Here is a 22,703-nt window from a genome sequence, read left to right as displayed (position 1 = left end):
TCAAGAGTGCCTCCGGTCTGTCCCACACGCGCTCAGGCTGGTTGGCCGTCACCACCCAGTCTGAGTTCCAAGCTTGAGTTCAATCTCAGCCCAGAATCAGGACAACTCCACTCATACAAGGAGTGTCTGTCGTACTTCAAGGCATCAATGCGCGGTCTTTTTCTTCGCTGTGGCATGTTTCCACTCAACGATCTGGCCGTCCTGCTCCAGGCGTGTTTTTAACTTGGTGTAATCCACCTTCTGCACGGTGGTTTTATCATCAATGGCGATGCAGGCAGCGGTGGCGGCGCTCTGGCTGGTGCACATGAAAACGGGCTCCATGCGGATGCTGCTGTAGGCTGTGTGGCTGGCGCTGAGGGCGAAGGTGACGAGGAGATTGTCACACTCGACCTGCTTTGGAACGATGGCTTCGTAGCCGATGCCATAGGGTGGTGCGCCATCGCGGCCTCCGGCGGTTTTACCTTCGCGAGTGACGACGCCGTCCTTCACGATGCGGCGGATTTCATGGGTGTCTGTACCGTAGCTGCCAAGGCTGATGGGCTTGGGGGCGTTTTTGCGGCCAAAGGTGTGGTGCTCGGTGAGCACGAGGTCGCTGACCATGCGGCGGGCTTCACGCACGTAGATCTGGTGCGGCCAGCCGCCGTTGTCGGCAAATTCGTCCTTGGGCAGGCCGAAGCGCTGCATGTCTTTGCGCACCTGCTCGGGGACGCGGGCATCGGTGGCGAGGAAGTGCAGCAGGCCACGATGATAGTCCTCGTGCTGCTTCGCGATCTTTTCGCGCTGCGCGTAGGAGGCCTCCGGCCATGCGTGGGAGGCTCCGGGGAGATTGCCGCCGAAGGTCGCGGTGTTGAAGTCCCATTTGTCATTCGGCAGCGCATCGTGCTTGGAGAACCAGCGCAGGTCCATGGCATCGCCATTGGCGAGGCAGGCCTCGATGAAGCGCACGATGATCTCGTAACGCTTGGGATCGTAGTCTGAAGGCGGGGTGATGGGGATCATGTTGGCCGGATTTGTGGTGACGCAGAGACGGAAGCAGTAGGCCTGGACGCCGGGGGCGGGATCGCCTGGGGTGCCGGGTTCGCCGACTTGGATGAGGGGCAGCAGGCCGCTCGTTGGATCGCCCTTCACCACATAGGGATCGAGGGGAAAATCGCGGTCCCACACGCCCTGGCCGCCTTTGAGTCGACCGTTGGCGCCGGGTTGGGCGAATGAGGTGTGCGGAAGAAATTTCTCGGCGTAATGGATGCCGTTGTAGGTCTCGCCATACTTTGCATTGCCCTCGCGCATGACGGTGTAGCTCACTCCTGCTTTCGCCATGAGGTCGCCTTCATAGGTGGCGTCGATGAACATTTTTGCGCGAAAGATGGTGCCGTCTTCGGTGGTGAATTCGGTGATGTGGGGGCCGTCTTTTTTGACCGATGAGAGGCGTGCTTTGAAATGCACCTTCACGCCGGCCTCACGCGCCATGTCGGTGAAGACCTGTTCGGCTTTGTGCGGCTCGATGGCATAGGCGCCACCTGTGGCGGGGCCGCCGGCTTTGCTTTCAAAGGCTTTGTCCCAAGCGAGTGTGACACCTGCGGTGGCGGCAAGCTTGGTGAAGTATTCGCGGGCGATGCCGCCGACGGAGCGGGGATCGCCAATGTCCACAGCGCTGAGGCCGCCGCTGGTCATGCCGCCCAAATGACGGCCCGGTTCTGCAATGACCACAGTTTTTCCCATGCGTGCGGCTTGCACCGCAGCGGACACTCCGCCGCTGCTGCCGCCATAGACGCAGAGATCAGACTCCACCACGGCGGCGGCAAGGGACGAGGAAAGAGCAAAGAGGAGCAGAAACGGCTTCATGGGTTGTCTCCAAAGAGACGAGTGAACACGGCCCGCCTTGCTGGTCAAACTGACTGACCAACGACGAGATCAACGAAGATTATCGAAAGCGGTTCGCCGACCTCCTTCATCGCCCCTCCTCATCCTGCCACGCCTTGGCATCGACATCTGCAAGCTCACCTTCGACATGCATCTCTGCATGCCCGATGGTCACACTCACAGCGCAGTTCGCCAGCAACCAGGAAGGCTTCGTGCGACTCGACACCTGGCTGGCGCAGCACCGTGCGACCAAAACCCAGGCCGGCATCGAGGCCACCGGCCCCTGCGGCCATGCGTGAGAGCCATTCAAGCAGCCATCTAGCTTGTGAAATCGGCTGCTCTAAAATCAACCTCACCTGGTTGGGAACGGATTGCGTTCGTCGAATCCGGCCTGGTGCCAGTAGGGGTAGGGCTTGGGTTTGTCGCTGGCGGCGTCGAGCTTTGCCACCTGCTGGGTGGTGAGGTTCCAGCCGACGGCGCCGAGGTTCTGGCGGAGCTGCTCTTCATTGCGGGCACCGATGATGAGGGTGGAAACGGTGGGGCGCTGGAGGAGCCAGTTCAGCGCGACTTGCGGGACGGTCTTGCCGGTTTCGGCGGCTACTTCATCGAGAGCGTCCACCACTTTGTAGAGATATTCATCGTCCACCTGCGGGCCCATGGAGGAGCTGAGCTTGTGATTGAGACGGCTCGTTTCAGGGCGTGGCTGATTGCGGCGAAGCTTGCCGGTAAGGCGGCCCCAGCCGAGGGGGCTCCAGACGACGGCGCCGACTTTTTGATCGACGCCGAGGGGCATGAGCTCCCACTCATAATCACGACCAACGAGGGAGTAGTAGGTCTGATTGGCGACGTATTTGGTGAGGCCAAACTTGTCGGCATGCGCGAGTGATTTCATGAGGTGCCAGCCGGAGAAATTGGACACGCCGAGATAGCGGATTTTTCCTGCACGCACGAGATCGTCGAGAGTGCCGACGACTTCCTCCACCGGGGTCACGGCATCGAAGCCGTGAAGCTGGTAGAGATCGATGTAATCGGTGCCGAGACGCTTCAGACTGTTTTCCACGGAGCGGATGAGATGCCAGCGGGAGGAGCCGACGTCGTTCGGCCCTTTGCCCATGCGGAAGGTGCCTTTGGTGGAAATGAGGACCTGGTCGCGGCGGCCTTTGATGGCCTGGCCGAGAATTTCTTCGGCGAGGCCGTTTGAGTAGATGTCGGCCGAGTCAAACATGTTCAGACCGTGCTCCAGGCAGATGTCGATGAGGCGGGAGGCTTCCGCGACATCGGACGCGCCCCATTCTTTGAAGAATTCTGTGCCGCCGCCGAAGGTGCCGGTGCCGAGTGTGAGTGCGGGGACTTTGAAGCCGGAGCCGCCGAGTTGTCTGTATTCCATAAGGGTGTGTTTTGGGGGTGAGCGATGAAGCTAACTACGAAGAAGGGTGCTGCAGGCTTTTGAAAACTTCTGCGGCGATTTCGAAGGAGTGCAGGCGCGCCTGCTGATCGTAAATGTGGGCGGTGGCGATGATTTCATCTGCGCTGGTGTCATTGAGCAGGACTTCGATCTGCTGCCGGAAGGTGTCGGGGCCACCCACGGCGGAGCAGCGGGTCATACGGGATACTTGAGAGGCTTCCACGGGATTCCAGAGTGCGTCGATGTCATCGACGGGTGGCTGCAATTGTGTGGGCCGACCGCGGATGAGATTGAGAAAGACCTGCTGAAGCGAGGTGAAGAGGCGTTTTGCTTCTGCGTCGGTGTCTGCGGCGATGACGTTTACACCGATCATCACGTGAGGCTCCTCCAGAGCTGCGGAGGGCTGGAACTGGCTGCGGTAGATGTCGAGCGCCTGATGCAGCAGCTCGGGTGCGAAGTGGGAGGCGAAGGCAAAGGGCAGGCCCATCTCTGCGGCAAGGGTGGCGCTGAAGGTGCTGCTGCCGAGAAGGTAGAGGGGGACATGGAGCCCCTGCCCAGGCACGGCAAAAACTCGCTGCCCGGGGAGTGGAGCGCCGAGGAAGCCCTGCAGCTCACGCACATCTGCGGGGAAGGTGTCGCCACTGCTGCCGAGGCCACGGCGCAGTGCGCGGGCGGTGAGCTGATCGCCACCCGGAGCGCGGCCGAGGCCCAGATCTATGCGGCCGGGATAGAGTGATTCGAGGGTGCCGAACTGCTCTGCGATGACGAGCGGCGCGTGATTGGGCAGCATGATGCCGCCGGAACCGACGCGGATGGTGGAGGTGCCACCGGCGATGTGACCGATGACGACGGAGGTGGCGGCGCTGGCCACGCCGGGAATGTTGTGATGCTCCGCCACCCAGTAACGGTGGTAGCCCCACTTCTCCGCATGCTGCGCCAGATTCAAGGAGTGGCGGAAGGAATGCGCGGCAGTCTCTCCTTTCAGAATCGGTGACAGATCCAGTATGGAGTAAAGGAGGCCGGGGCGCGTTTTCATAACGCAGGGTAATCGGTGTAGCCCTTCGCGCCGTCTGCATAGAAGGTGGAAGGATCAGGAGCGTTCAGGGCCGCACCCGAGGCGAAGCGCTTCGGCAGATCGGGATTGGCGAGGAAGGGCACGCCGAAGGCGACGGCGTCGGCATCACCGGCGGAGAGGATGGCATTGCCGGACTCGAGGGTGAATTTTTCATTGGCGACATACACGCCGCCGAAGGCTTTCTTCAATGCAGGACCGATGCTGTCGGGGGCCTGGTGCTCACGTGCAGCGATGAAAGCGATCTTGCGGCGGCCGAGCTCGCGCGCGACGTAGCTGAAGGTTTCGAGGGGATTGGCATCGCCCATGTCGTGGGCATCGCCGCGCGGAGCGAGGTGCATGCCCACGCGGTCGGCACCCCAGACGGAGATGACGGCATCGGTGACCTCGAGCATCAGGCGGGCGCGGTTTTCCAAAGAGCCGCCGTATTCATCGGTGCGCTGATTGGTTTTGGTCTGCAGGAATTGATCGAGCAGGTAGCCATTGGCACCGTGGATCTCGACGCCGTCGAATCCGGCGAGCTTCGCGTTTTCAGCGCCTTTGCGGTAGGCCTCAATGATGCCGGGAATCTCTGCCAACTCCAGGGCACGCGGGGTCACGAAGGCTTTCTCAGGACGTACGAGGCTGACGTGGCCTGCCGGAGCGATGGCACTGGGAGCGACGGGCAACGCGCCATCGAGAAACTGCGGGTCTGAGATGCGGCCCACATGCCAGAGCTGGAGGAAGATGTGGCCGCCGACCTCGTGCACGGCCTGGGTGATGAGCTTCCAGCCCTCCACCTGCTCCTGGGACCAGATGCCGGGGGTGTTTGCGTAACCGACGCCCATGGGTGTGACGGAGGTGGCCTCCGTGAGGATGAGGCCGGCGCTGGAGCGCTGGCGGTAATACTCGGCCATGAGAGCATTGGGGATGCGCTGCTGCCCGGCACGGGAGCGGGTAAGCGGGGCGAGGAAGATGCGGTTCGGGAGAGTGAGGGGGCCGAGCTGGAGGGAATCGAAGAGAGTGGGCATGATGATTTAGTTCCTTAGTTCACAAATACCGAACAATAGAATGATTGAACTGCAAGTGAAATTAATGTAGCATCCGTGCATCAGACCTCTCCACCATCCTCCAGCCGAAAGTTTCACCGTTGCGGGCATCATGCATGCGCTGTCAGACCCGGTGCGTCTCAGCATCGTGGCCGAACTGCGCAAGGCTGAGGAAGGCCTGAACTGCGTGGAGACCACCAGCCGCCTGAAATGCACGATGCCGAAGTCCACCTGCTCCCAGCATTACCGCATCCTGCGGGAGTCAGGGATCATCCACAGCGAGCGCCGTGGTGTGGAGCTGACGAGCAAGGTGCGGCGCAAGGAGCTGGACAGCCGCTTTCCCGGATTGCTGGACTCCATTCTGAAGGCGTGGAAGCGCGAGCATGAGGAGTGAGCCCCAGGCTTATTCAGCACACTCTGGTGCGCTCAGCACCTCCTGCCTGAACTCACCGTCTTGTGAAGCCTGCCAGCAAACGTTTGCCTCCACATCCAGGCAGGTGAGCCACCCGCCGCCATAAGCGTAGGTGTCGATGCAAACTGCATGGCCACAGTTCAACGGCCTGCCGCTTTTCTGAGCTGAATGGCCGCAGATCATGCGGCGTCCGGAAACATGCGGCTGCTTTGCGCTGAAGTTCGCCCAAAGCAGCGTCTTCTCCGGCTGCTCCGCCATCGGCAACTCTGGCACGACATTCGCATGGACAAAAAAATCATTCACCTCCTCGTGATAAAGCACGGTCGATTCCAGAAAACTCCAGTGCGCATCCGGGATGTCAGCAAAAGATGTGGCTGCATAGGAGTCCAGCGTCTGCGTGCCTCCATAGGTCAGCCACTTGAACAAAAAAGAACTGTCATCACGCGCTCGCAGCATCATCACTTCGTGATTACCGCGCAGCGTCACCAGCCGGCAGCGGTGGCGCAGCTCCAGCAGATGATCAATGACCGCCCGGGTGGCCGGCCCACGATTGACGTAGTCCCCCAGTGTCACCACCGTGTCTGTGGCTCCAAACTTCAACTCCTGGTCCAGACGCCGCAGGGCATCGGCACAGCCATGAATATCTCCGATGGCAAACAACCGCATGGTGAATGAAAAAATGAAACCGCTATTTAAGGGGTTAAGGCAATTGCGCCAGTCCCCTTTTGTTTCTGCATTCACTCAAGCTGTTTAGCGCGACAGACACATCGTCTCAAACAAAAGCTCTGCGGCCGTGAGCCAGCCGCAGAGCCACCAAAGCAAAACCGAAAAGGCCCTCTTCATGGGCGGGAGCGGATTCACTGCGGAGCTGTCAGCCACTCCAGATTGAAGCGGGCCAGGGTCAGACGACCGCCCGCGAAGTGGGCCAGCGCGGAGCCATCACCACTGCGGCCATAGAAGCAGAGGATGGTGCCGCTCTTGGTGACGGCAATATCCGAGTACATGCTGGCACCTGGCTCGATGGATTTGCTCACAGGCCATGTTTTGCCCTCATCGCGGCTGATCTTCACACTGACGTTTTTACGGTCGCGGTTTTTACCGGGCTCGGCTTTGCCTTTCTCTTTTTCCAGATTGTGCGGATTGGAGAAGAGGATGAGGCTTTGACCCGCGTGATTGTAGCGAACGATGCCGCCCATGCAGATGGGCTCCAGCAGGGCGTCGTCAAATTTCGGTGTGCTCCAGTTTGTTGCGCCGTCTTTGCTGATGGTGACAAGGCGGCGGTGCGCCTTCGATTCGCTGCGCACATTGAGCATGACGCTGCCGTCTTTGAGCTCGATGGCGACGGTTTCGTTGGGATTGATCCACTCTTCAGTGCATGGGACGGCGATGTCTCCAGCCTTCCAGGTTTTGCCCTGGTCATCGCTGTAAATGGTGGCGGTGACGCTAGGGCGGTGGGCATTGCCTCCGGTGCCGGTGGAAAGCCAGACTGGGACGACGAGGCGGCCGTTTTTGAGCTGGATGCTGTGGTCCGGGCCGGTGGCCAGCACCTTCCAGTCATAGTCTTTTTTGAAGGTGTCAAAGGCAGCGGTGATCTCGGTGGGCTTGCTCCAGCTGAGGCCATCGTCCGCGCTGCGCTGGTAGAAGCAGCGCCCGTACTCCAGGCAGAAGAGCATGTGGACCGTGCCGTCCTTGTCGGCGATGAGCACGGGGTTGTTGTAGGTGACGTCGTTGGGATCGACGTTCTTCATCTTGAGGGCGAAGGGGTTCTTTGTCTTGGGACCTTCGACATTGGCGATGCTTTGCGGAGGGCTGAAGGTTTTGCCTTCATCGGTGCTGCGGCGGAGGAGAATGCGGATATCGTCCCAGTCGCTGACACCGGCGGCACGCTTGCGCGCCTCGCACCAAGCCAGCACAGTGCCCTTGGCGGTGACCACAATCCCGGGGATGTGGTAGAGCTGATACGCGGGATTTTCCCCGACGATGAAGAGGTCTTGTTTTTCGATGAAGGGTTCAGCGGCGAGCAGCGACGAACCGACGAGCAGCAGTGAGAGGATGGATGATTTCATAAGGTTGAGTCCGGGTAAAAAGTGAAAGGATGCCATGGGTTTACCACTCTCCGTGGCGCTCGAACTTCGCCTTGGCGTTCTTGCCGAACTGCGCACCGGCGGCGGCGAGATTGGCGAGGACTTCATCGCTGCTGAGGCCGGCGCTGCCACGTGCGGCGGGGATGACGGTCATGCATTCGTTGGAATCCATGAAGCGGGAGGCTTCGAGGATTTGGAGCTGGGCTTCGGGCTCGATGACGAGGAAGCCGTGCTTGTCCGCGTGGATAAGATCGCCGGGGCTAACCTTGCGGCCAAAGACTTCGATTTCGCAGTTCCAGCGCACGGGATGCACATGGGCATGACCGACGCACATGCGGCGGGCCAGAGCTTTGAATCCGGCGTTGGTCATTTCATCGACATCGCGGATCGCGCCATCGACGATGGTGCCCACGCAGCCGAGAGCGCGGTGCATGTTGCTGTTCACCTCGCCCCAGAAGGAGCCGATGGTGCGGGGTTTGTCGAGGTCCTGAACACAGACGATTTTGGGGCCGGCGATGCTGGCCACATAGCGGCGGTATTCATTCCATGCGTTCGCATTGGCTTCACGATGGGACTTGTTGCTTGGCTCGACCAAGACGGTGACGGCGTAGCCGACCATGGGGCCCATCTGCGGCATGAAGTCGCGGGTTTCTTCAAGATTGAAGCCATCGGCAGCGGGATCGCATTTGGTGATCTGCTCCCAGCCATTGTAGATGGTGGGGGTGTTCCAGCGTTTGAGTTGAAGCAGGTCGGAATGAGGAAGCATGAGGTGCAAAGGATGGGTCATCATGAACGACGCGACACTTGAAATCTCCGTGGTCATTTCAGCTTACCACGGCATGGTCCGGGCTTCCGTTTATGCATTCTGTACCACCCAGGCCTTCGCTCATCACTCACAGCGCGGATTTTTTGCGCGAAGCTGTGCTGCGTGGAGAATGGCCGGAGGTGCTGCCATCAGAGCGCACGCTTTGCATGCGGCTGCGCATCAGCCGCCCCACGCTGCGGGCGGTCCTTGCGCAACTCGAACGCGAAGGCGTAATCGGTGCGGTGGTGAACAAGCGGCGGCGAATTCTCAACCCGGTCCATGCGGGCCGCAGGACGGTGGCATCGCGTGTGATCGCGCTGCTGACACCTGTGCCGCAGCAGGCGATGCCGCCGTTTGTGCTGTTTTGGGTGGATGCGCTGCGCGAGCTGCTGGCGGAGGCGGGGTATCAGCTTGAGGTGCATGCGAGCCCGCACTGTTTCACGGCCAAACCTGCGGGAGGACTGAAGAAGCTCACGCAGCGCGTGCCTGCCGCAGCGTGGGTGATGTTTAGATCCACTCCGGTGATGCAGCGCTGGTTTGTGGAGCAGCAACTGCCAGCGGTGATCGCGGGATCATGCGCGGATGACATGGGACTGCCCTCGGTGGATCTGGACTATCGCGCGACGTGCCGGCATGCGGCGACGATGCTGATGCAGAAGGGGCACCGGCGCATCGCGCTGCTGCTGCCGGACTCTGCGCATGGCGGAGATGCTGACAGTGCGCTGGGTTTTCGTGAAGCGTTTGCCACGTGTGATGCCACTCCTTGTGTGCTGCCACACCATGAGACGGCGGAGCAGGTCATTGAGAGATTGAACGAGGCGCTGAAACGGAAACCCACACCGACGGCGTTTCTGGTGGCGCGTTCAATTCACACGCTGACGGTGATGACGCATCTGCTGCGGCTTGGGCACAAGCTGCCGCGTGATTTTGCCATCGTGTCACGGGATGATGATGCGTTTCTGGATCATGTGGTGCCGAAGGTGACGCGCTATTCGGCGGATGCGGCGATGTTCGCGAAACGGCTGGCCAAGCTGGTGCTGGAACTGGCGCAAACGGGCCACACGAGTACGAAGCCGGTGAGGCTGATGCCAGATCTGCGGCGTGGGGAGACGGTGTGAACGAAGAAGTTTGGATAAGAATTCAAGACGAACGCTCATTCCAGCAAGTCATGTCTTTTGTTACACTTTTAATAAACCGTTCTTTCTTGGATTTTCCGGCCATTTTAGTTAATTGCCCTTGATTACTTTGTTGGTTTCGCATACTCTCGAAACCAGAATAACAAGGCTAATAAGCCTAATATAGCGGTTGACCAACCGCCACCTAAGCGCCATTCCTCCAGACGTGAATCTAGGAATGGAAGATTTCTTGCCGTTGTATGGGCAGCTACCTGCTCTAGAACGGTCCATAGCCCGGTGGATGATTCACGTTATGGAAGGTGAAGATGACGATGAGCCGCTTATTCTTCCTACCGACAAACCGTACCTGAGTGAGGCGGGAGCAGAGCTCTTTAAGATCTGGAAGGCTTTAAATGATGACGACAAGCACGTGATCATCACCGTTTTCTTCAAGCAGGAAAAGACACGAACCAAGTCTCAGACTCCTACCACCACTTCTTTGAAAGATGTGTCCTGGCTTGCCACCCCTGTCCTGCAGCAGAAGGAAGCGCTGCTCGGCGCATTGCTTGAAGACCATGAAAATGGAAATGCGGAATCTAAAGTGACAATGCTCAGGCAGGTGCTGGCACGTGCGGGAATAGAAATCACGGGCATGCATGCCCTTCTTCGCACGCACATGAAAGGAACTGACGCCTATGTCAGTCAAGGTGGCAAAGGCGGGCGACACAACGTCACTTTTTCCCTCACTGATAAGGGGTTGAAGGCAGCACAGAATCTTCGCGAAAAGCATGCCCGCAAGGTCAGCGGACAGATCTCCCAAATCTAATACGTCATGCGAAGAGGAAATCAGCACAAGACACCTTCCGCATCCAAGCGGCGGGACAGTGCCGCCTCCGTAAAGAAGCAGATACAGAAGAAGAAGGAAAGAAGGCCAAAAAAAGCCGCCTCGGATTTAGAGGCAGCCGAGCAGAGTGTGGATAAAGCCGCAAAGGCTCCCGAAGACCCAAAAGCTACACAGGCACCTGTTCCCCCCCCGCTCATTCACACCACCGTAGAATCACCCGCAGTGATCAAAGACGCGGCACAAGCACCTGAAGAAAACGCAGCTCATGCACACGCACAAGAGGACCCACCAGGTCTGAAAAAAGCTCGTAGTTGGCTGAGCCTCCTCCGTGAATTCAGGAATGAATTCTCTGAGATCGTCAGTTGCATCAAGTGGTTTTTCCTCGTGACACTCGTGTTTGTCGTCATCTGTATTGTTGCAATGACGCTTGCAATGGGACCTGAGTATTTGCGAATAAATACCAAGCAGTTCATTAGCTGGGTGTCAAAACTGAGCTTGCCCACTCTTGCCTGCGTTATCACAACCCTGCTGGGCTTGCTTGGATTCAAAACGAGGAACTCATGGCTCTTGAAACTAAAAAAATTGAAATTGCCCGCAGCCCTGAGCAAAAAAAGTGTCTTTGATTTTTTAGGCAAAGAAGGAGCGACCAAGAAAGTAGAACTGCCGTCTGCTCTGCGAGCACAGGATGCCAATGAACTAGAACCGGAAAATCTTTCCTAGAGCCGTTCTCTTCGCCTCACTCAAACGGCTGTAAACGGCCGGCACAAAAATGGCTAAGCGGATTTGACTATATGTGGCAAGGCCCAGCGAACGCCGTTTGCTGCGCGATCAGGCTCATTTTACGCGCCGAAGGCTTCGATGAAGCAGACTTCGAGGGCGAGACCTTCGTTGACGTTGGTGTGGAGATGACTTTCGAGCTGGCGGAGGACGCGGATGCGTTTGGCGACGTCTCCGGGGCCCCACTTGGCGGCAAGGGCAGCGGTGGCTTCTTGAAACTTGGGCAGGTCGAGATGCTCGGCTCCGGCCTGCTGGCGAGCGACATCTCCCATCCAGGAGAGAAGAAGCTCCATGAGGGAGGTACGCTGCTGGAGGTAGTCGGCTTCGATCTGGGCTTCGACCTGTTCTTCGCGCTGCTTGAGCCAGGCGCCGTCGGTGGTTTTGGCGTAGTGGTCCTGCTCGCGTTCGAAGTCGGCCTCCTGCTCCTTTTTGATGGAGTCATGCAGGGCTTCGAGGATTTCTTCGAAGTCCTTTTTCAATGCGAGCGCGGTGGAGATGCTGCCGCTTTCCTTTTTGGACATCTGCTTGAGCACGTAGAGCAGCTTGCCTTCATGTTCCGTAAAAATGCGCGCGCCCTCCGGAGGCATCAGCGCGACTTCCAGCACGCGAGACTGGATGGTGGGCAGCAACTGCTGGGGCTGGGTAGAAAGCAGAAGCAGCAGCGTGTTGGGCGGCGGTTCTTCGAGTGTCTTGAGGAAAGCGTTCTGCGCCTGCGCGTTCATGCGCTCGGCATCGACGATGACCGCGAGCTTCCAGCCGTTGGGCGCGGCGGTGCGGTGGATCATCTTTTCCAAAAAGCGGATGGTACCGGGATCATCACCGTCGTCACCGATGGTGATGCGGCGTGATTTGCTCTGCGGGCGCAGGACGATGGCCCCCTGCCCTTCCCAGGCTTCAAGCGTGCCCCTTTTCGTACCGACGATGAGATCGAGCATTTTGGCAGCGAAGACTTCATGCTGCGCCTCCTTGGGCCCGGTGATCAGGTAGGCGTGGCCGAGGCGGCCGTTGTCACGGGCGCGAGTAATGAGCTCAAGGGCATGGTCGCTCTTAAACGGCATGAGATTGGGCGGTGATGGTCTGCCAGATGCTTTCGTGCACGATTTCTGGTGTGGCCGAGGCGTCGATGATTTCCACGCGCGCAGGCTCTGCCTGCGCGACTTCGAGATAACCCTGGCGGACTTTTTCGAAGAACGACTGCGGCTGGCTTTCCATGCGGTCCAGCTCACGTCCGCTCTGATGAATGCGCTGCCAGGCGGTGGCGCTGTCCATGTCGAGCACTAGAGTGAGCTGCGGCAAGGTGCCGCCGATGGCGAAGTGATTGATGGCGCGCACGCTTTCCAAAGGGAGACCGCGAGCGATGCCTTGATAGACGGTGGTGGAATCGAGGAAGCGATCGAGGATGACAAATGTTCCAGCCTCCAGCAGTGGGCGGATTTTTTCGCGGACGAGCTGGGCGCGGCTGGCGGCGAAGAGCAGGAGCTCGGTCTCCGGGGTCATGGCCGCGCCTTCTTTGGCATGCTGAAGGAGATGGCGGATGCTTTCCCCGAGCTCGGTGCCGCCGGGTTCACGGAGCACCACGACGCTGCGCCCCGCGGCCTCAAGCCGCGTGCGAAGCAGAGCGATCTGCGTGGATTTGCCGCAGCCTTCCGAGCCTTCGAATGAGAGAAGGAAGCCAGCGCTCATGACATCACTCCCACTCAATGCTGGCGGGCGGCTTGGTGCTGATGTCGTAGAGCACGCGGTTCACGCCTTTGACGCTGTTGAGGATCTTGTTGGAGGCATTGCGCAGCACGGAATAGGGCAGCTCGACCCAGTCGGCGGTCATGGCGTCTTCGCTGATGACGGCACGGAGGGAGATGGCCTGCTCATAGCTGCGTTCATCGCCTTTGACGCCGACGGTTTTGACGGGAAGCAGCGCGGCATAGGCCTGCCAGGTGCGCTCATACCAGCCGCTGCGGCGGAGCTCGGCAATGAAGATGGAATCTGCATGCTGCGTGGTGGCCACGCGCTCTGCGGTGATCTCTCCGGGAATGCGAACGGCGAGACCGGGGCCGGGGAATGGATGACGCCACAGGGCCTGATGCGGGATGCCAAGGCTGGCACCGAGGGCGCGGACTTCGTCTTTGAAGAGTTCGGCGAGGGGTTCGAGCACCTTGCCCTGGGCCTTGAGCTCCATGATGCGATCGACGCGGTTGTGATGCGTCTTGATCTTGCTGGCGATGCTGCCGCTGGTGGCGCTTTCGATGACGTCGGGGTACAGCGTGCCCTGGGCAAGAAGCTCGACGTTGTCGGCGACCTTCCAGAATTCTTCAACGAAGAGGGTGCCGATGATGCGGCGCTTCTGCTCAGGATCGGTGACACCTTTGAGGGCGCCGAGGAAGATGGCGCTGGCATCAATCTGCTCGATAGGCACGCCGACTTCTGCGAAGAGCTGCTTCACTTCCGCGCCTTCATTGAGACGCATCATGCCGGTGTCGATGAAGATGCAGCGGACTTTGACGCCCGCCTTGGCAAGGAGGACGGCGAGCACCGTGCTGTCCACACCGCCGGAGACGCCGCAGATGACCTCGCGGCTGCCGACTTCGGCTTTGATGCGTTCCAGCATCTGGGCTTTGAACTCCTGGATGTCGAACTTGGCGAGAACCGCGCCGCTCTTGGTGAGAAAGTTTCTGAGGATGGCGGTGCCTTCGTGCGAATGCGTGACCTCGGGGTGGAACTGAATGCCCCAGCAGCGGTCCGACCATTTGAGCGCCACGGGAATGGCATCTTCATTGGTGGCGATGATCTGGGTGGTGCTGGCGAGATTGGCACAGGTGTCGCTGTGGCTCATCCAGACCTGGGACTCGTGGGAGATGCCGCCGAAGAGGTCTGAGTGGTCGGTGACGACGAGCTTGGCGGGGCCGTACTCGCGAGTGACGCCGGGTTTGACGGTGCCGCCGTGCTTGATGTTGAGCAGTTGCATGCCGTAGCACACACCCAGGACGGGAACGCCGAAGGACATCAGTTTTTCGTAATCGACATCGGGAGCATCCGCGTCTGACGTGCTGCGCGGGCCGCCGGAGAGGATGATGGCACCGGGAGACTGCAAATTGGCCAGCTCAGCAGGCGGATACAGATGCGAGGCAAAACCGAGCTCGCGGACGCGGCGGACAATGAGCTGGGAATACTGGGAGCCGTAATCGAGAACGGCGACTTCTTGGGCGGTCATGAGAGAGGGTGATGCAGAATGACGGAGACTTGAGGCATCAATGTGGCTCGTAGTTTACCGGCTCTTCGGTGATGACGACATCATGCGGGTGGCTTTCCTTGAGGCCACCGGCGGTGATGCGAACGAAGCGGGCTTTGGTGCGCAGTTCGTCGAGGGTGTTGGCCCCGACGTAGCCCATGCCGGAGCGGAGGCCGCCGATGAGCTGGAAGACAACGTCTGCGAGCGGGCCTTTGTAAGGCACGCGGGCCTCGACGCCTTCAGGGACGAGCTTGCCGGAGGAGTTCTGCCCGTAGCGGTCGCCTGCGCCTTTGCGCATGGCTTTGAGACTGCCCATGCCACGGTATTCCTTGAAGGTGCGGCCCTGCCATTTGACCATGTTGCCGGGGCTTTCAGCGGTGCCTGCCAGCAGGGAGCCAAGCATGACGAAATCTGCACCTGCGGCGAGGGCTTTGACGATGTCTCCGGAGTAACGAATGCCGCCATCGGCAATGACGGTGACGCCAGCAGCACGGCAGACTTCAGCGACTTCCTGAACGGCGGTGAACTGCGGCATGCCCACGCCTGAGATGATGCGGGTGGTGCAGATGGAGCCGGGACCGACGCCGACTTTGACGGCAGAAGCGCCGGCTTTGACGAGATCACGCGCGCCTTCGGCGGTGACGACATTGCCTGCGACGATGGGCATGGTGGAACCGAGGGCTTCACGCAGCCGGGCGATGACCTGCATGACACGGGAGGTGTGCCCGGTGGCAGCGTCAATGAAGACGGCATCCGCACCGGCAGCCTGCATGGCGAGGCCACGCTCCACGCAGTCCTCACCCACGCCGACGGCCGCGCCGACGCGGAGCTGGCCGTTGGCGTCTTTGGCGGCGTTGGTGAACATCTGGCGCTTCACGATGTCCTGCTTGGTGATCAGGCCGGCGAGCTTGCCGTTGGAATCAACCAGGGGGAGTTTTTCGATGCGGTGCGTGTAGAGAATTTTCAGCGCATCCTCGAAGCTGGTCTGCGGAGTGCCGACAGAGAGCTTGTCACGTGACGTCATGATGGCGGATACGGGGGTGCTTTCGTCTTCGATGTACCACATGTCACGGCTGGTGACCATGCCTGCGAGTTTGCCCTGCGCGTCCACCACTGGGAAACCGCTGACGCCTTTTTCGTGCATCAGACGCTGGACTTCGCCCAGACGAGTCTCAGGAGAGACGGTGTGGGGCTGCTGGATGACGGTGTTTTCCGAGCGCTTGACCCGCGCCACGTGCTCCGCCTGCTGGTCGATGGGGCAGTTCCGGTGAATGACACCGAGACCGCCCTCACGCGCGAGGGCTATGGCGAGTTCGGACTCCGTGACGGTGTCCATGGCCGACGAGAGAATCGGCACATTGAGGCCGATGGCGGCGAGTTTTGTTGAGACATTGACATCCCCAGGCAAAACCTGGCTCAGTCCGGGAAGGACAAGGACGTCATCGAAACTTAAAGCAAGAGAAGGCAGTTCACCCATACGCCATTCAAGCGACGATCAGGCGGCTGTCATGCAGAAAATGAGGCAGTTTAAAATGGAGCAGCCCTTCCCCGCCGCCAGAATTAGAAGCCGGGGCGATAATTGCGCGCCTTGCCCGTGTAGGGGTCGATCTGAATGGTGTAAAAGTTTTTGGGCAGGGTTCCGTAATCGAGCTGCGAAAAGCCGCCCTGCTGGGCGTTGACTCTTCGGCAGGAACCATCCGGCATGAAGCGAATGGCGTTGTATTTGGCGTTGGCCACACCGGAATAGCCCACACCGCCTGCAGCGTTTGGCTTCACGTCATCGAGTGACTGGCCGTTTTGCCCGTTGAGGAGCGGGGACAAATCCTGACCCGCCGCAATGATGACGCCGTCAGAAAGCCTGGACAAGGTGCCGACGGGCACCACTGACTCCGAGACTTGGGAATTCGGTCCCACCCCCTGCGTCAAGGTCACAATTTTAAACATCTGATAGGAGCGGAACAGCAGCACGGTGGAGCCGGGGAAATCCTGGTCGGGGTACTTGAAGAACCTCAATTCAACGGGAACATTCTGCGCGTAAGCCAGCTGTTTTGCCTCTGTGATGGCACCCATGATGGAGTCGCCCGTAGTTGCCAGCCGGGTGGCCTGCATGGTGCGCATCAAGGCGGGGGTGGCGGCTGCCATGATCATCGAGATGATGGCGATCACCACAAGCATCTCGATCAAGAGGACGATGGTGGTGCTAAAAATTCGGTAGTTGAGCTTTTGATCAAGCAGGAGCTGAACCAGGGTGCCCACCTTGCCTTGGGATCCATCAAGCTCTTCGACCAAACTCGAGGCATTTTGGAGCTTGCCTGCTATCCCCGTCAGCAGCTGCTCCCGCATCTGGCTGTTTTCTTGACGCGCAAGGAACTCGCCGGAGCGTTCGTCCAAGGCGACCATGCTGACCCTGAGCAGTGGAGGCAGCAGGTGCTGAGTTCCCTGCGGGCTGGCATTGATTGGCGAAGATCCAGGATTCACCTTCAGAGTTGAATCATAAATGTACTGTGGAGCGATGGCATAAGGAGCAATGCTCGTATTGCCCGTGACTTCAACCTGCGGAGAAATCACCAGAGCAATGATGTTTTCGGCAATGGGGCGCGTGAATGCACGCGTTTGGGCAGTCTCCTGGGCGTTTTGCACCTCTGTAGTCAGCACATCCTGATACCACTCCATGGAATGGGAGGTGATCGGCCTCAAATTGGTGTCGTAAATCCGGTTCTTTTCCGCAGTGGGACTGTATTCCATCAGGCGGAGCCGGCTGCGCACCGGGACGGCATTGTTGAGTTGATCAAGAAACGCCGGGCGAAATGACGCATCACTCCCCCACTCCACAAAATATCCCCTGCCACAGAGAAGATTGACCATGTTTTCGGTATTGACGGGCGCCTGGGCGCCGGAGCCGGCCTGGCTGGCGGTCGCCACCAGACTTGCGATTCCCAACGGCGCCTGGAAAAAGACTGCATGTCCCGGATAGTTCTGAGGGCTGCCTGCTGCAGAAGGTATCACCTTGCTGGTGGGGCCACAGACAAACTGAAGCTCGGACTGCCTGAAGTAGTCTTTGGCGAGGGTGATCTGCTGACCTGCTGCATCCGTGCCAACCGAGTCAAATTCGTTGTCCCAGTAGTTGTTGAGCGTGGCCTGGGAGAGCGAGCGAGAGAGCGTGTCGAAGGCCTGGCGCGCCTCACGAAACTGGGAGACGCGGGAATTGGCACGCACCCAAGTGCGCTGCACGATGCCTATGACCTGCGAGACGACAAGCATCAAGATCACAAGAAAGGTCACTGAAACGAGCAGTTCAATGAGTGTGAAAGCACGACCCGCAGCCGACCGGGGGCAGCGGCGCAGTGCTGAGCGTGAGGAGACGGCGGAAAGCTTCATGGCAGGGATAAATCAGCGGGTTTTAGCGATCAACTGATTGAAGGTGACATAGGGGGAAACGGTGTTTGCGTTGAGGGGCGTGAACACAAAACCTGGCGAACTGGTCGCCGCGATCTTGATCACCAGGCGCTTCATGTAGGGCTGGGTCTTCTCGGCTTTGGGAAGCGCCACGACCTGCTGCGGCTCGATCTCCACGACGAAGGCGAGATCCGTGGCATCCTGCGCGACCTCGCGGCCCTGGTCGTTGTAGTACTTTTTCACAGTCTGATTAGGCAGCAGATCAAAGGAGGCATTTTCCATGTCATGGGTGATCTGCTCCAAAATGTTGCTGTCATTAATCATCAGCGAGGTCTTGCGCGCCATCTCGAGCCCCTGAGGCAGGAGCCCCAGCAGCGTGATGATGGCAAGCGCCGCAATGGCCACAGCGAGCGTGACCTCGACCAGTGAGAAACCAGCCTGGGACCGGGATTTAATGAGATGTTTCATGTGCAAAGAGAGGTAGGGCCAAGGAATCAACTGGCAGTGCATCAAGGGCTGAAACGCTTGCTTTCCAGCGTGCGGAACCTGTAGAAAGTATCCAACGGCTTTTCACCCAGCGGGTTGGCGGCGGCACCATAGTCAGGCAGAGGATTGGCCACGTCTGTGGGGTCAATGTAACGCTCAATCAGCGCGGAGCCACGGTATTCGCCAAGAACGGCATCCTTGGTGGGGTCCATGGTATCGGGGGCCGTGGAACGTGCCTTGGTGATGACCTGCGCCCGCATGTGAACACGGAAGGTGTTGCTGCGCGTGGTGACACGGGCGTAGATGTTAGAGTAAGGGCGTTCACGGGTGTTGTCGCCGGTTCCTGGATGGTTCTGCCAGAACTGCTCCATGACGGACTGCAAGTTGGTGCCGCTGGTGTTTGCATTGATGTTGGCAATACTGCTGATTCCTTGCTCACCTCCCGAAGAGCCCCCGTTACTGACATCAGGAATCAGATGGATTTCACAGATCTGGCTCGGGCTGCGGAAGAGACCGCGGAAGCGGTTGAGCGCATGATTGGAACCTGTTGCCGAGTGGAGGAACTTCTGGTCAAACTGATACAAGGTTTTGGTGACATCAATGGGGCGGTGCCAGTACTTTTGATGAGTAGCCTCATTCCAGAAGACGTCACCCGCGTTTGACCACGCGGACTGACCTTCATTTGCAGCGGCACCTGGTCTGTTGGAATAGTAAACTTTTGCATTTTCAGTATCCCCAGTGGGAATGGCGGTCATGAACTCACCCTTCATGACGGCATGCATGCCGGTGGCACGGGTGATGTTGGTGAAGGGGACGATCTGGTAGTTGAGATTGATGCGGCCAGCGATGGATAGAGGCTCACTGATGGCATAAGGCTCAACCACCGGCATGAAGAAGAGATCCAGCAGGTAGTGGTCACGCGGATTATTGTCACCCGGGTGGCCAGGGCTGACACCCTTGCCGTAATTGGCGTTGGAGCTGGCATGAGGCCTGAACAGAAGAGTCTGCCAAGGTTTGCCTTCGGAGTAGCTCAGACCTCCGGAGACAGCACCTGTGCTGACATTGCCACCCGACCAAACACCGGTAGGCAGTGAGCCAAACATCACGGGGGAAGCCACAATGCGGTTCGGGGTCATGTACACGCCGGTGCGCCAGTCATCACTGTTGTGCCAAGGCTCAAAGAAGTAACCGGAGCGGTAAAACTTTCGCACATTGTTACGGATGAATTCTCCCGCGAAGAAGTTGCCCTCGTCCGGCTTGTTCACATAGGCACCATCACGTGCATTGCCGATTCCGTTGTCGTAGTCGCCATAGGCGTTGGCCGTGGCCGCCCAATCTCTATCGGGTGGCAGGTCGGGAATGCGTGCATCACCGTAGGTGACTCCAGCGGCGAGTTGCATATCTCTGTCTATCATGCCGGGATATTTAGCCATCATGGCAGCCGTCGGCAGCATGGAACCTGCTTCAGTCGTGGTCACGTGGGTGGTGAATGAGTGAATGCTGCGCGGCTGAGTGAGGGGCGGCTGGGAATCCACCGCCTGCCAGAGCGGATGGCGCATCCACATGGTGCTGGGGACATTGTAACGTGCGGCAGGGAGGCGATAATCCCCCACGGCAGGCACAAAGGTACGAATGACATCCGAGCCCGACCAGGGATTGCCATTTGTATCCCTAATAGCCGCGTTGGTTGATTCGGGCGGGATGAGGCTCACACCGACTCTGCCGCCGTTGTCTAATTTGATGGCCCCGCCCACGACGCTGGCAAATTGAGATTCGGTGTCAAGCCGCCCGGTGCAGAGCTGATCATCGCTGGAATTGAAGCTGGTGTAGAAGTTAGGTGTAGTCGGGTACAAGGGGGGGTTGGCAGTGCCGCGGTAGGCCAGATTGGGTGTGCCGGACATGCGATTGAGACAGCCCATGCGATTGAAGCACCACCAATGAGGCGCCTGAAGGGAACGGCGATAAGTGTCGCGGCCAAAAGAATCGATGTAGTAGAAATGATTGATCTCATTCTTGTTGGCCGGGTCTGTCAGAGGCTGGCCATTGAAGCGTCTTTCGTTGGAGGAATAGACCAGAGCTGGAACAGGCAGAGAGGCCCCATCAAACGAAACGCTGATGCTTTGACACTCCTGACCGCTGTTTCCGGCTTTGTTGTGGGCGTCATAGATTTTGATGACCAAGTCGCGCTGGCCGAAAGTCAAAACCATCGGTGTGTTGCGCTTCACGGTGATGAACTGGCTTATAAGACCCCAGTTGTTCAAACCGTCATGACCATTGTTACCGGAGCCGGGATTGGCAAGGTAGCGGCTGGGGTCTGTGGCACGGGAGCCACCGGGGACATAGGGATTGGTGTCGTCACCGATCAGGGTCGTGCCCCAGCCGGGACCGGCGCGGCCACCAGCGATGGCAGTGGGACCCACATGGCCGCCCATGGAGTAGCAGTCGAAAGCCTCGTAGACGTTGCCGTTGGATTTGACGATCACGTCCTGCGTGGTGGGAAAGAGCGTCTGACCATTGAGCTGGATGGAACGCATGAAAGCGCCGTCGAGAACGATAGCCCACTCCGGAAACATCTTGGTCCAGCCCGACATGGGGCAGAAGAACTCCAGCATCAGCATCGCCTGCACGCGTTTTTCATCGGTTGCCAAGGGCTTGTTGAGCTCCAAGGTCATATTCCAATTGGCAGGATTGTAGCCCGGGTGAAGGGCCGGGTGCCGGGCTGCGATGGTGGGATTGCAGCCGTAGAGCGTACCGTTGCCGTAGGGAGCCGAAAGTGGCGGGAAATTGGAATACCAGCGGTTGAACCCAAGCCAAGGCGGGGTGCGCGGCGGCATCTGGGGCTGGAGCCAGGTGGCGGGGGCATTGCCAGGGGCAGGATATTGTGAGGTATTGACCGCATCGGCTTCACGGCTGGAGAGTGCCTTGGGGGCGCTGCCGCCACCGCTCTGCACACCGCCAGTATTCACGGCATAAACCGGATCATTCATGCCATCGGCCGTGCAGATGAACTGGAAACCAATTTCTGAAATGGTGAACATGCGGCCCATGCCCTGCACGATCCGGCCACCCGGTGATGTCCAGCGAGCCGGAGAAACCTGGCCGTGACCGGGAAAGACAAACTCATTGTTTGTCGTCAGCTGGCTGCCAATCCGAGTCTGGGTGCCATCATTCAGACTGCCCGTAGCGCGACGGGTAATGCGCTGCTCCGTATAGGTGAAGCGGGAGTTGGCAATGTTTTCCCGCTGAAGGTACAACGGAGTACCGGAAATACGGTTTCCGTTGCTATCCAGGCCTGACATGCCGTCATTGTTACGTGCCAGGACGCCGTCATAGAGATTGGTGCAGCGGATGTAGTCAAAGAACTGGATGGCGAGCTGGGCGGCATTGTCGGTGCCGTATTTCTGGCCGAAATTATTGCTGCTGCCGAGTGAGGACGTCTGGGGAAACTGCAGGGTCGTCATCTCAGCATAGAGATAATTGAGCAGGGTGTTGTTGCGTGTCAGGCCAGTGGAACCACCGTAATCCGATGAGGACCCGGTCACATCATGGGTGGGGTGATGCGGCTGAGCACGGCGGAAAATATAGCTGTTGGCCACTGCGGCGCCTGCAGTTCTGCCGCGCAGAGTGGAGCACAGGGCGATCATGGTGTCGAAGCTGCTGCGACGCTGCGGCCCCTGCCCTTCATCCGCCACCGGCCACATGGCGATGCGCGGCAGGCCATGAATGTTGAACTCAGGGGAGCGGCTGTTTGCGGTCAGGAAAAACCTGGAACGCTCCAGCGTGTCATGATCGAACAAATAGCGCGAGCCCTGGCCTGGCATCTGAATGCTGGTGGCCACCCGGCCCAGAGAGCTGTTGTAGTTGTAGGCGGTGTCATTGGTGCCGTCTGCAAAGAGCATTTCATCCACGCTGGCGAGGAGCCTTTCTTTTCTGGCCTGGACGGTGTTGCCACTGGAAGCGACAGCCAGTTCACCATTGCTGCTGGAAAAATCGTCCCTGACGAACGGCCTGGTGCCGGACGTGGACCCCCCGGTGGCAATCTTGGGAATCAGGGTGTAAATGGCATCCTTGGTCTGAACGATGTTGGTGGTGCTGGCATTGCGCGCGTAAACATCCAGATCGACGCCGGGTGCGAGCACCGTGCTCAGAGCCACCGTGGCGGGATGACCGGGATAACGCTGATATTCGCCCGC

General features: G+C 59.1%; 19 protein-coding genes. 5 read left to right on the top strand and 14 right to left on the bottom strand.

The window, feature by feature from the left end:
• Positions 1-144: 144 nt before the first annotated feature.
• A complete protein-coding gene (locus tag ACILSL_RS22585) occupies positions 145-1,842 on the bottom strand; it encodes an FAD-dependent oxidoreductase (RefSeq protein ID WP_395734331.1) in 1,698 nt (565 codons plus the stop codon).
• 185 nt (positions 1,843-2,027) lie between these two features.
• Here ACILSL_RS22585 and ACILSL_RS22580 point away from each other — a divergent pair, with 185 nt between their 5' ends.
• A complete protein-coding gene (locus ACILSL_RS22580) occupies positions 2,028-2,159 on the top strand; it encodes a hypothetical protein (protein WP_395734330.1) in 132 nt (43 codons plus the stop codon).
• 53 nt (positions 2,160-2,212) lie between these two features.
• Here the strand turns inward: ACILSL_RS22580 and ACILSL_RS22575 are convergent, their stop codons facing one another.
• The 3 genes from ACILSL_RS22575 to ACILSL_RS22565 are packed head-to-tail and all read right to left on the bottom strand — an operon-like array spanning position 2,213 to position 5,347.
• Positions 2,213-3,247: an aldo/keto reductase gene (locus ACILSL_RS22575; RefSeq protein ID WP_395734329.1), complete on the bottom strand. Its 1,035-nt coding sequence runs from the start codon at positions 3,245-3,247 to the stop codon at positions 2,213-2,215.
• A gap of 34 nt (positions 3,248-3,281) precedes the next feature.
• A complete protein-coding gene (locus ACILSL_RS22570; RefSeq protein WP_395734328.1) occupies positions 3,282-4,301 on the bottom strand; it encodes an LLM class flavin-dependent oxidoreductase in 1,020 nt (339 codons plus the stop codon).
• On the bottom strand, positions 4,298-5,347 hold the full coding sequence (locus ACILSL_RS22565) for an alkene reductase (protein WP_395734327.1): 1,050 nt from the start codon (positions 5,345-5,347) through the stop codon (positions 4,298-4,300). Before ACILSL_RS22565 ends, ACILSL_RS22570 begins: the two co-directional genes overlap by 4 nt.
• 130 nt (positions 5,348-5,477) lie before the next feature.
• On the opposite strand from ACILSL_RS22565, the gene ACILSL_RS22560 reads away from it, so the two are divergent.
• Positions 5,478-5,759, top strand: coding sequence for an ArsR/SmtB family transcription factor (locus ACILSL_RS22560; RefSeq protein WP_395734326.1), 282 nt, complete (start codon positions 5,478-5,480; stop codon positions 5,757-5,759).
• 9 nt (positions 5,760-5,768) lie between these two features.
• Here ACILSL_RS22560 and ACILSL_RS22555 read toward each other — a convergent pair whose 3' ends face one another.
• The 3 genes from ACILSL_RS22555 to ACILSL_RS22545 form a co-directional block, all read right to left on the bottom strand.
• Positions 5,769-6,443 (bottom strand): metallophosphoesterase family protein, encoded by a 675-nt coding sequence (locus ACILSL_RS22555; RefSeq protein ID WP_395734325.1) that lies wholly within the window; start codon positions 6,441-6,443, stop codon positions 5,769-5,771.
• Between the two features lie 191 nt (positions 6,444-6,634).
• A complete protein-coding gene (locus tag ACILSL_RS22550) occupies positions 6,635-7,843 on the bottom strand; it encodes an exo-alpha-sialidase (RefSeq protein WP_395734324.1) in 1,209 nt (402 codons plus the stop codon).
• A gap of 40 nt (positions 7,844-7,883) precedes the next feature.
• Positions 7,884-8,627 carry an RraA family protein gene (locus ACILSL_RS22545; RefSeq protein WP_395734323.1) on the bottom strand — a complete coding sequence of 248 codons (744 nt, stop codon included), beginning with the start codon at positions 8,625-8,627 and terminating at the stop codon, positions 7,884-7,886.
• A gap of 92 nt (positions 8,628-8,719) precedes the next feature.
• Here ACILSL_RS22545 and ACILSL_RS22540 point away from each other — a divergent pair, with 92 nt between their 5' ends.
• From ACILSL_RS22540 to ACILSL_RS22530, 3 genes are all read left to right on the top strand, one after another.
• A complete protein-coding gene (locus ACILSL_RS22540) occupies positions 8,720-9,784 on the top strand; it encodes a substrate-binding domain-containing protein (RefSeq protein WP_395734322.1) in 1,065 nt (354 codons plus the stop codon).
• Between the two features lie 298 nt (positions 9,785-10,082).
• A complete protein-coding gene (locus tag ACILSL_RS22535) occupies positions 10,083-10,607 on the top strand; it encodes a hypothetical protein (RefSeq protein ID WP_395734321.1) in 525 nt (174 codons plus the stop codon).
• Between the two features lie 6 nt (positions 10,608-10,613).
• Positions 10,614-11,345 carry a hypothetical protein gene (locus ACILSL_RS22530; protein WP_395734320.1) on the top strand — a complete coding sequence of 244 codons (732 nt, stop codon included), beginning with the start codon at positions 10,614-10,616 and terminating at the stop codon, positions 11,343-11,345.
• A 119-nt stretch (positions 11,346-11,464) separates the two neighbouring features.
• On the opposite strand, the gene ACILSL_RS22525 is transcribed toward ACILSL_RS22530, so the two are convergent.
• From ACILSL_RS22525 to vccA, 7 genes are all read right to left on the bottom strand, one after another.
• Positions 11,465-12,460 carry a hypothetical protein gene (locus tag ACILSL_RS22525; RefSeq protein WP_395734319.1) on the bottom strand — a complete coding sequence of 332 codons (996 nt, stop codon included), beginning with the start codon at positions 12,458-12,460 and terminating at the stop codon, positions 11,465-11,467.
• On the bottom strand, positions 12,450-13,085 hold the full coding sequence (gene tmk / locus ACILSL_RS22520; protein ID WP_395734318.1) for a dTMP kinase: 636 nt from the start codon (positions 13,083-13,085) through the stop codon (positions 12,450-12,452). The genes ACILSL_RS22525 and tmk overlap by 11 nt, the downstream gene beginning before the upstream one ends.
• 4 nt (positions 13,086-13,089) lie before the next feature.
• On the bottom strand, positions 13,090-14,610 hold the full coding sequence (guaA, locus tag ACILSL_RS22515) for a glutamine-hydrolyzing GMP synthase (protein WP_395734317.1): 1,521 nt from the start codon (positions 14,608-14,610) through the stop codon (positions 13,090-13,092).
• 37 nt (positions 14,611-14,647) lie between these two features.
• The gene (gene guaB / locus ACILSL_RS22510) at positions 14,648-16,105 is read right to left on the bottom strand and encodes an IMP dehydrogenase (protein WP_395734316.1); all 1,458 of its coding nucleotides are present in this window, start codon (positions 16,103-16,105) and stop codon (positions 14,648-14,650) included.
• Between the two features lie 83 nt (positions 16,106-16,188).
• Positions 16,189-18,006, bottom strand: a complete 1,818-nt coding sequence (vccC, locus tag ACILSL_RS22505; RefSeq protein ID WP_395734315.1) for a Verru_Chthon cassette protein C — start codon at positions 18,004-18,006, stop codon at positions 16,189-16,191.
• 12 nt (positions 18,007-18,018) lie between these two features.
• Positions 18,019-18,492, bottom strand: coding sequence for a Verru_Chthon cassette protein B (gene vccB / locus ACILSL_RS22500; RefSeq protein ID WP_395734314.1), 474 nt, complete (start codon positions 18,490-18,492; stop codon positions 18,019-18,021).
• A gap of 41 nt (positions 18,493-18,533) precedes the next feature.
• Positions 18,534-22,703, bottom strand: a 4,170-nt coding sequence (gene vccA / locus ACILSL_RS22495) for a Verru_Chthon cassette protein A (protein WP_395734313.1), incomplete at its 5' end; no start/stop codon positions are given.

This window comes from Prosthecobacter sp., from assembly GCF_044222345.1.
Taxonomy (GTDB): domain Bacteria; phylum Verrucomicrobiota; class Verrucomicrobiia; order Verrucomicrobiales; family Verrucomicrobiaceae; genus Prosthecobacter.
Note: the sequence above shows the minus strand (reverse complement) of the source record. Positions and strands in the feature narration are given on the sequence as shown.

Bases quoted from the DNA above. Each gene is read 5' to 3' on its own strand.
- ACILSL_RS22585 (WP_395734331.1), bottom strand. From the start codon at position 1,842: ATGAAGCCGTTTCTGCTCCTCTTTGCTCTTTCCTCGTCCCTTGCCGCC.
- ACILSL_RS22580 (WP_395734330.1), top strand. From the start codon at position 2,028: ATGGTCACACTCACAGCGCAGTTCGCCAGCAACCAGGAAGGCTTCGTG.
- ACILSL_RS22575 (WP_395734329.1), bottom strand. From the start codon at position 3,247: ATGGAATACAGACAACTCGGCGGCTCCGGCTTCAAAGTCCCCGCACTC.
- ACILSL_RS22570 (WP_395734328.1), bottom strand. From the start codon at position 4,301: ATGAAAACGCGCCCCGGCCTCCTTTACTCCATACTGGATCTGTCACCG.
- ACILSL_RS22565 (WP_395734327.1), bottom strand. From the start codon at position 5,347: ATGCCCACTCTCTTCGATTCCCTCCAGCTCGGCCCCCTCACTCTCCCG.
- ACILSL_RS22560 (WP_395734326.1), top strand. From the start codon at position 5,478: ATGCATGCGCTGTCAGACCCGGTGCGTCTCAGCATCGTGGCCGAACTG.
- ACILSL_RS22555 (WP_395734325.1), bottom strand. From the start codon at position 6,443: ATGCGGTTGTTTGCCATCGGAGATATTCATGGCTGTGCCGATGCCCTG.
- ACILSL_RS22550 (WP_395734324.1), bottom strand. From the start codon at position 7,843: ATGAAATCATCCATCCTCTCACTGCTGCTCGTCGGTTCGTCGCTGCTC.
- ACILSL_RS22545 (WP_395734323.1), bottom strand. From the start codon at position 8,627: ATGCTTCCTCATTCCGACCTGCTTCAACTCAAACGCTGGAACACCCCC.
- ACILSL_RS22540 (WP_395734322.1), top strand. From the start codon at position 8,720: ATGCATTCTGTACCACCCAGGCCTTCGCTCATCACTCACAGCGCGGAT.
- ACILSL_RS22535 (WP_395734321.1), top strand. From the start codon at position 10,083: ATGATTCACGTTATGGAAGGTGAAGATGACGATGAGCCGCTTATTCTT.
- ACILSL_RS22530 (WP_395734320.1), top strand. From the start codon at position 10,614: ATGCGAAGAGGAAATCAGCACAAGACACCTTCCGCATCCAAGCGGCGG.
- ACILSL_RS22525 (WP_395734319.1), bottom strand. From the start codon at position 12,460: ATGCCGTTTAAGAGCGACCATGCCCTTGAGCTCATTACTCGCGCCCGT.
- tmk (WP_395734318.1), bottom strand. From the start codon at position 13,085: ATGAGCGCTGGCTTCCTTCTCTCATTCGAAGGCTCGGAAGGCTGCGGC.
- guaA (WP_395734317.1), bottom strand. From the start codon at position 14,610: ATGACCGCCCAAGAAGTCGCCGTTCTCGATTACGGCTCCCAGTATTCC.
- guaB (WP_395734316.1), bottom strand. From the start codon at position 16,105: ATGGGTGAACTGCCTTCTCTTGCTTTAAGTTTCGATGACGTCCTTGTC.
- vccC (WP_395734315.1), bottom strand. From the start codon at position 18,006: ATGAAGCTTTCCGCCGTCTCCTCACGCTCAGCACTGCGCCGCTGCCCC.
- vccB (WP_395734314.1), bottom strand. From the start codon at position 18,492: ATGAAACATCTCATTAAATCCCGGTCCCAGGCTGGTTTCTCACTGGTC.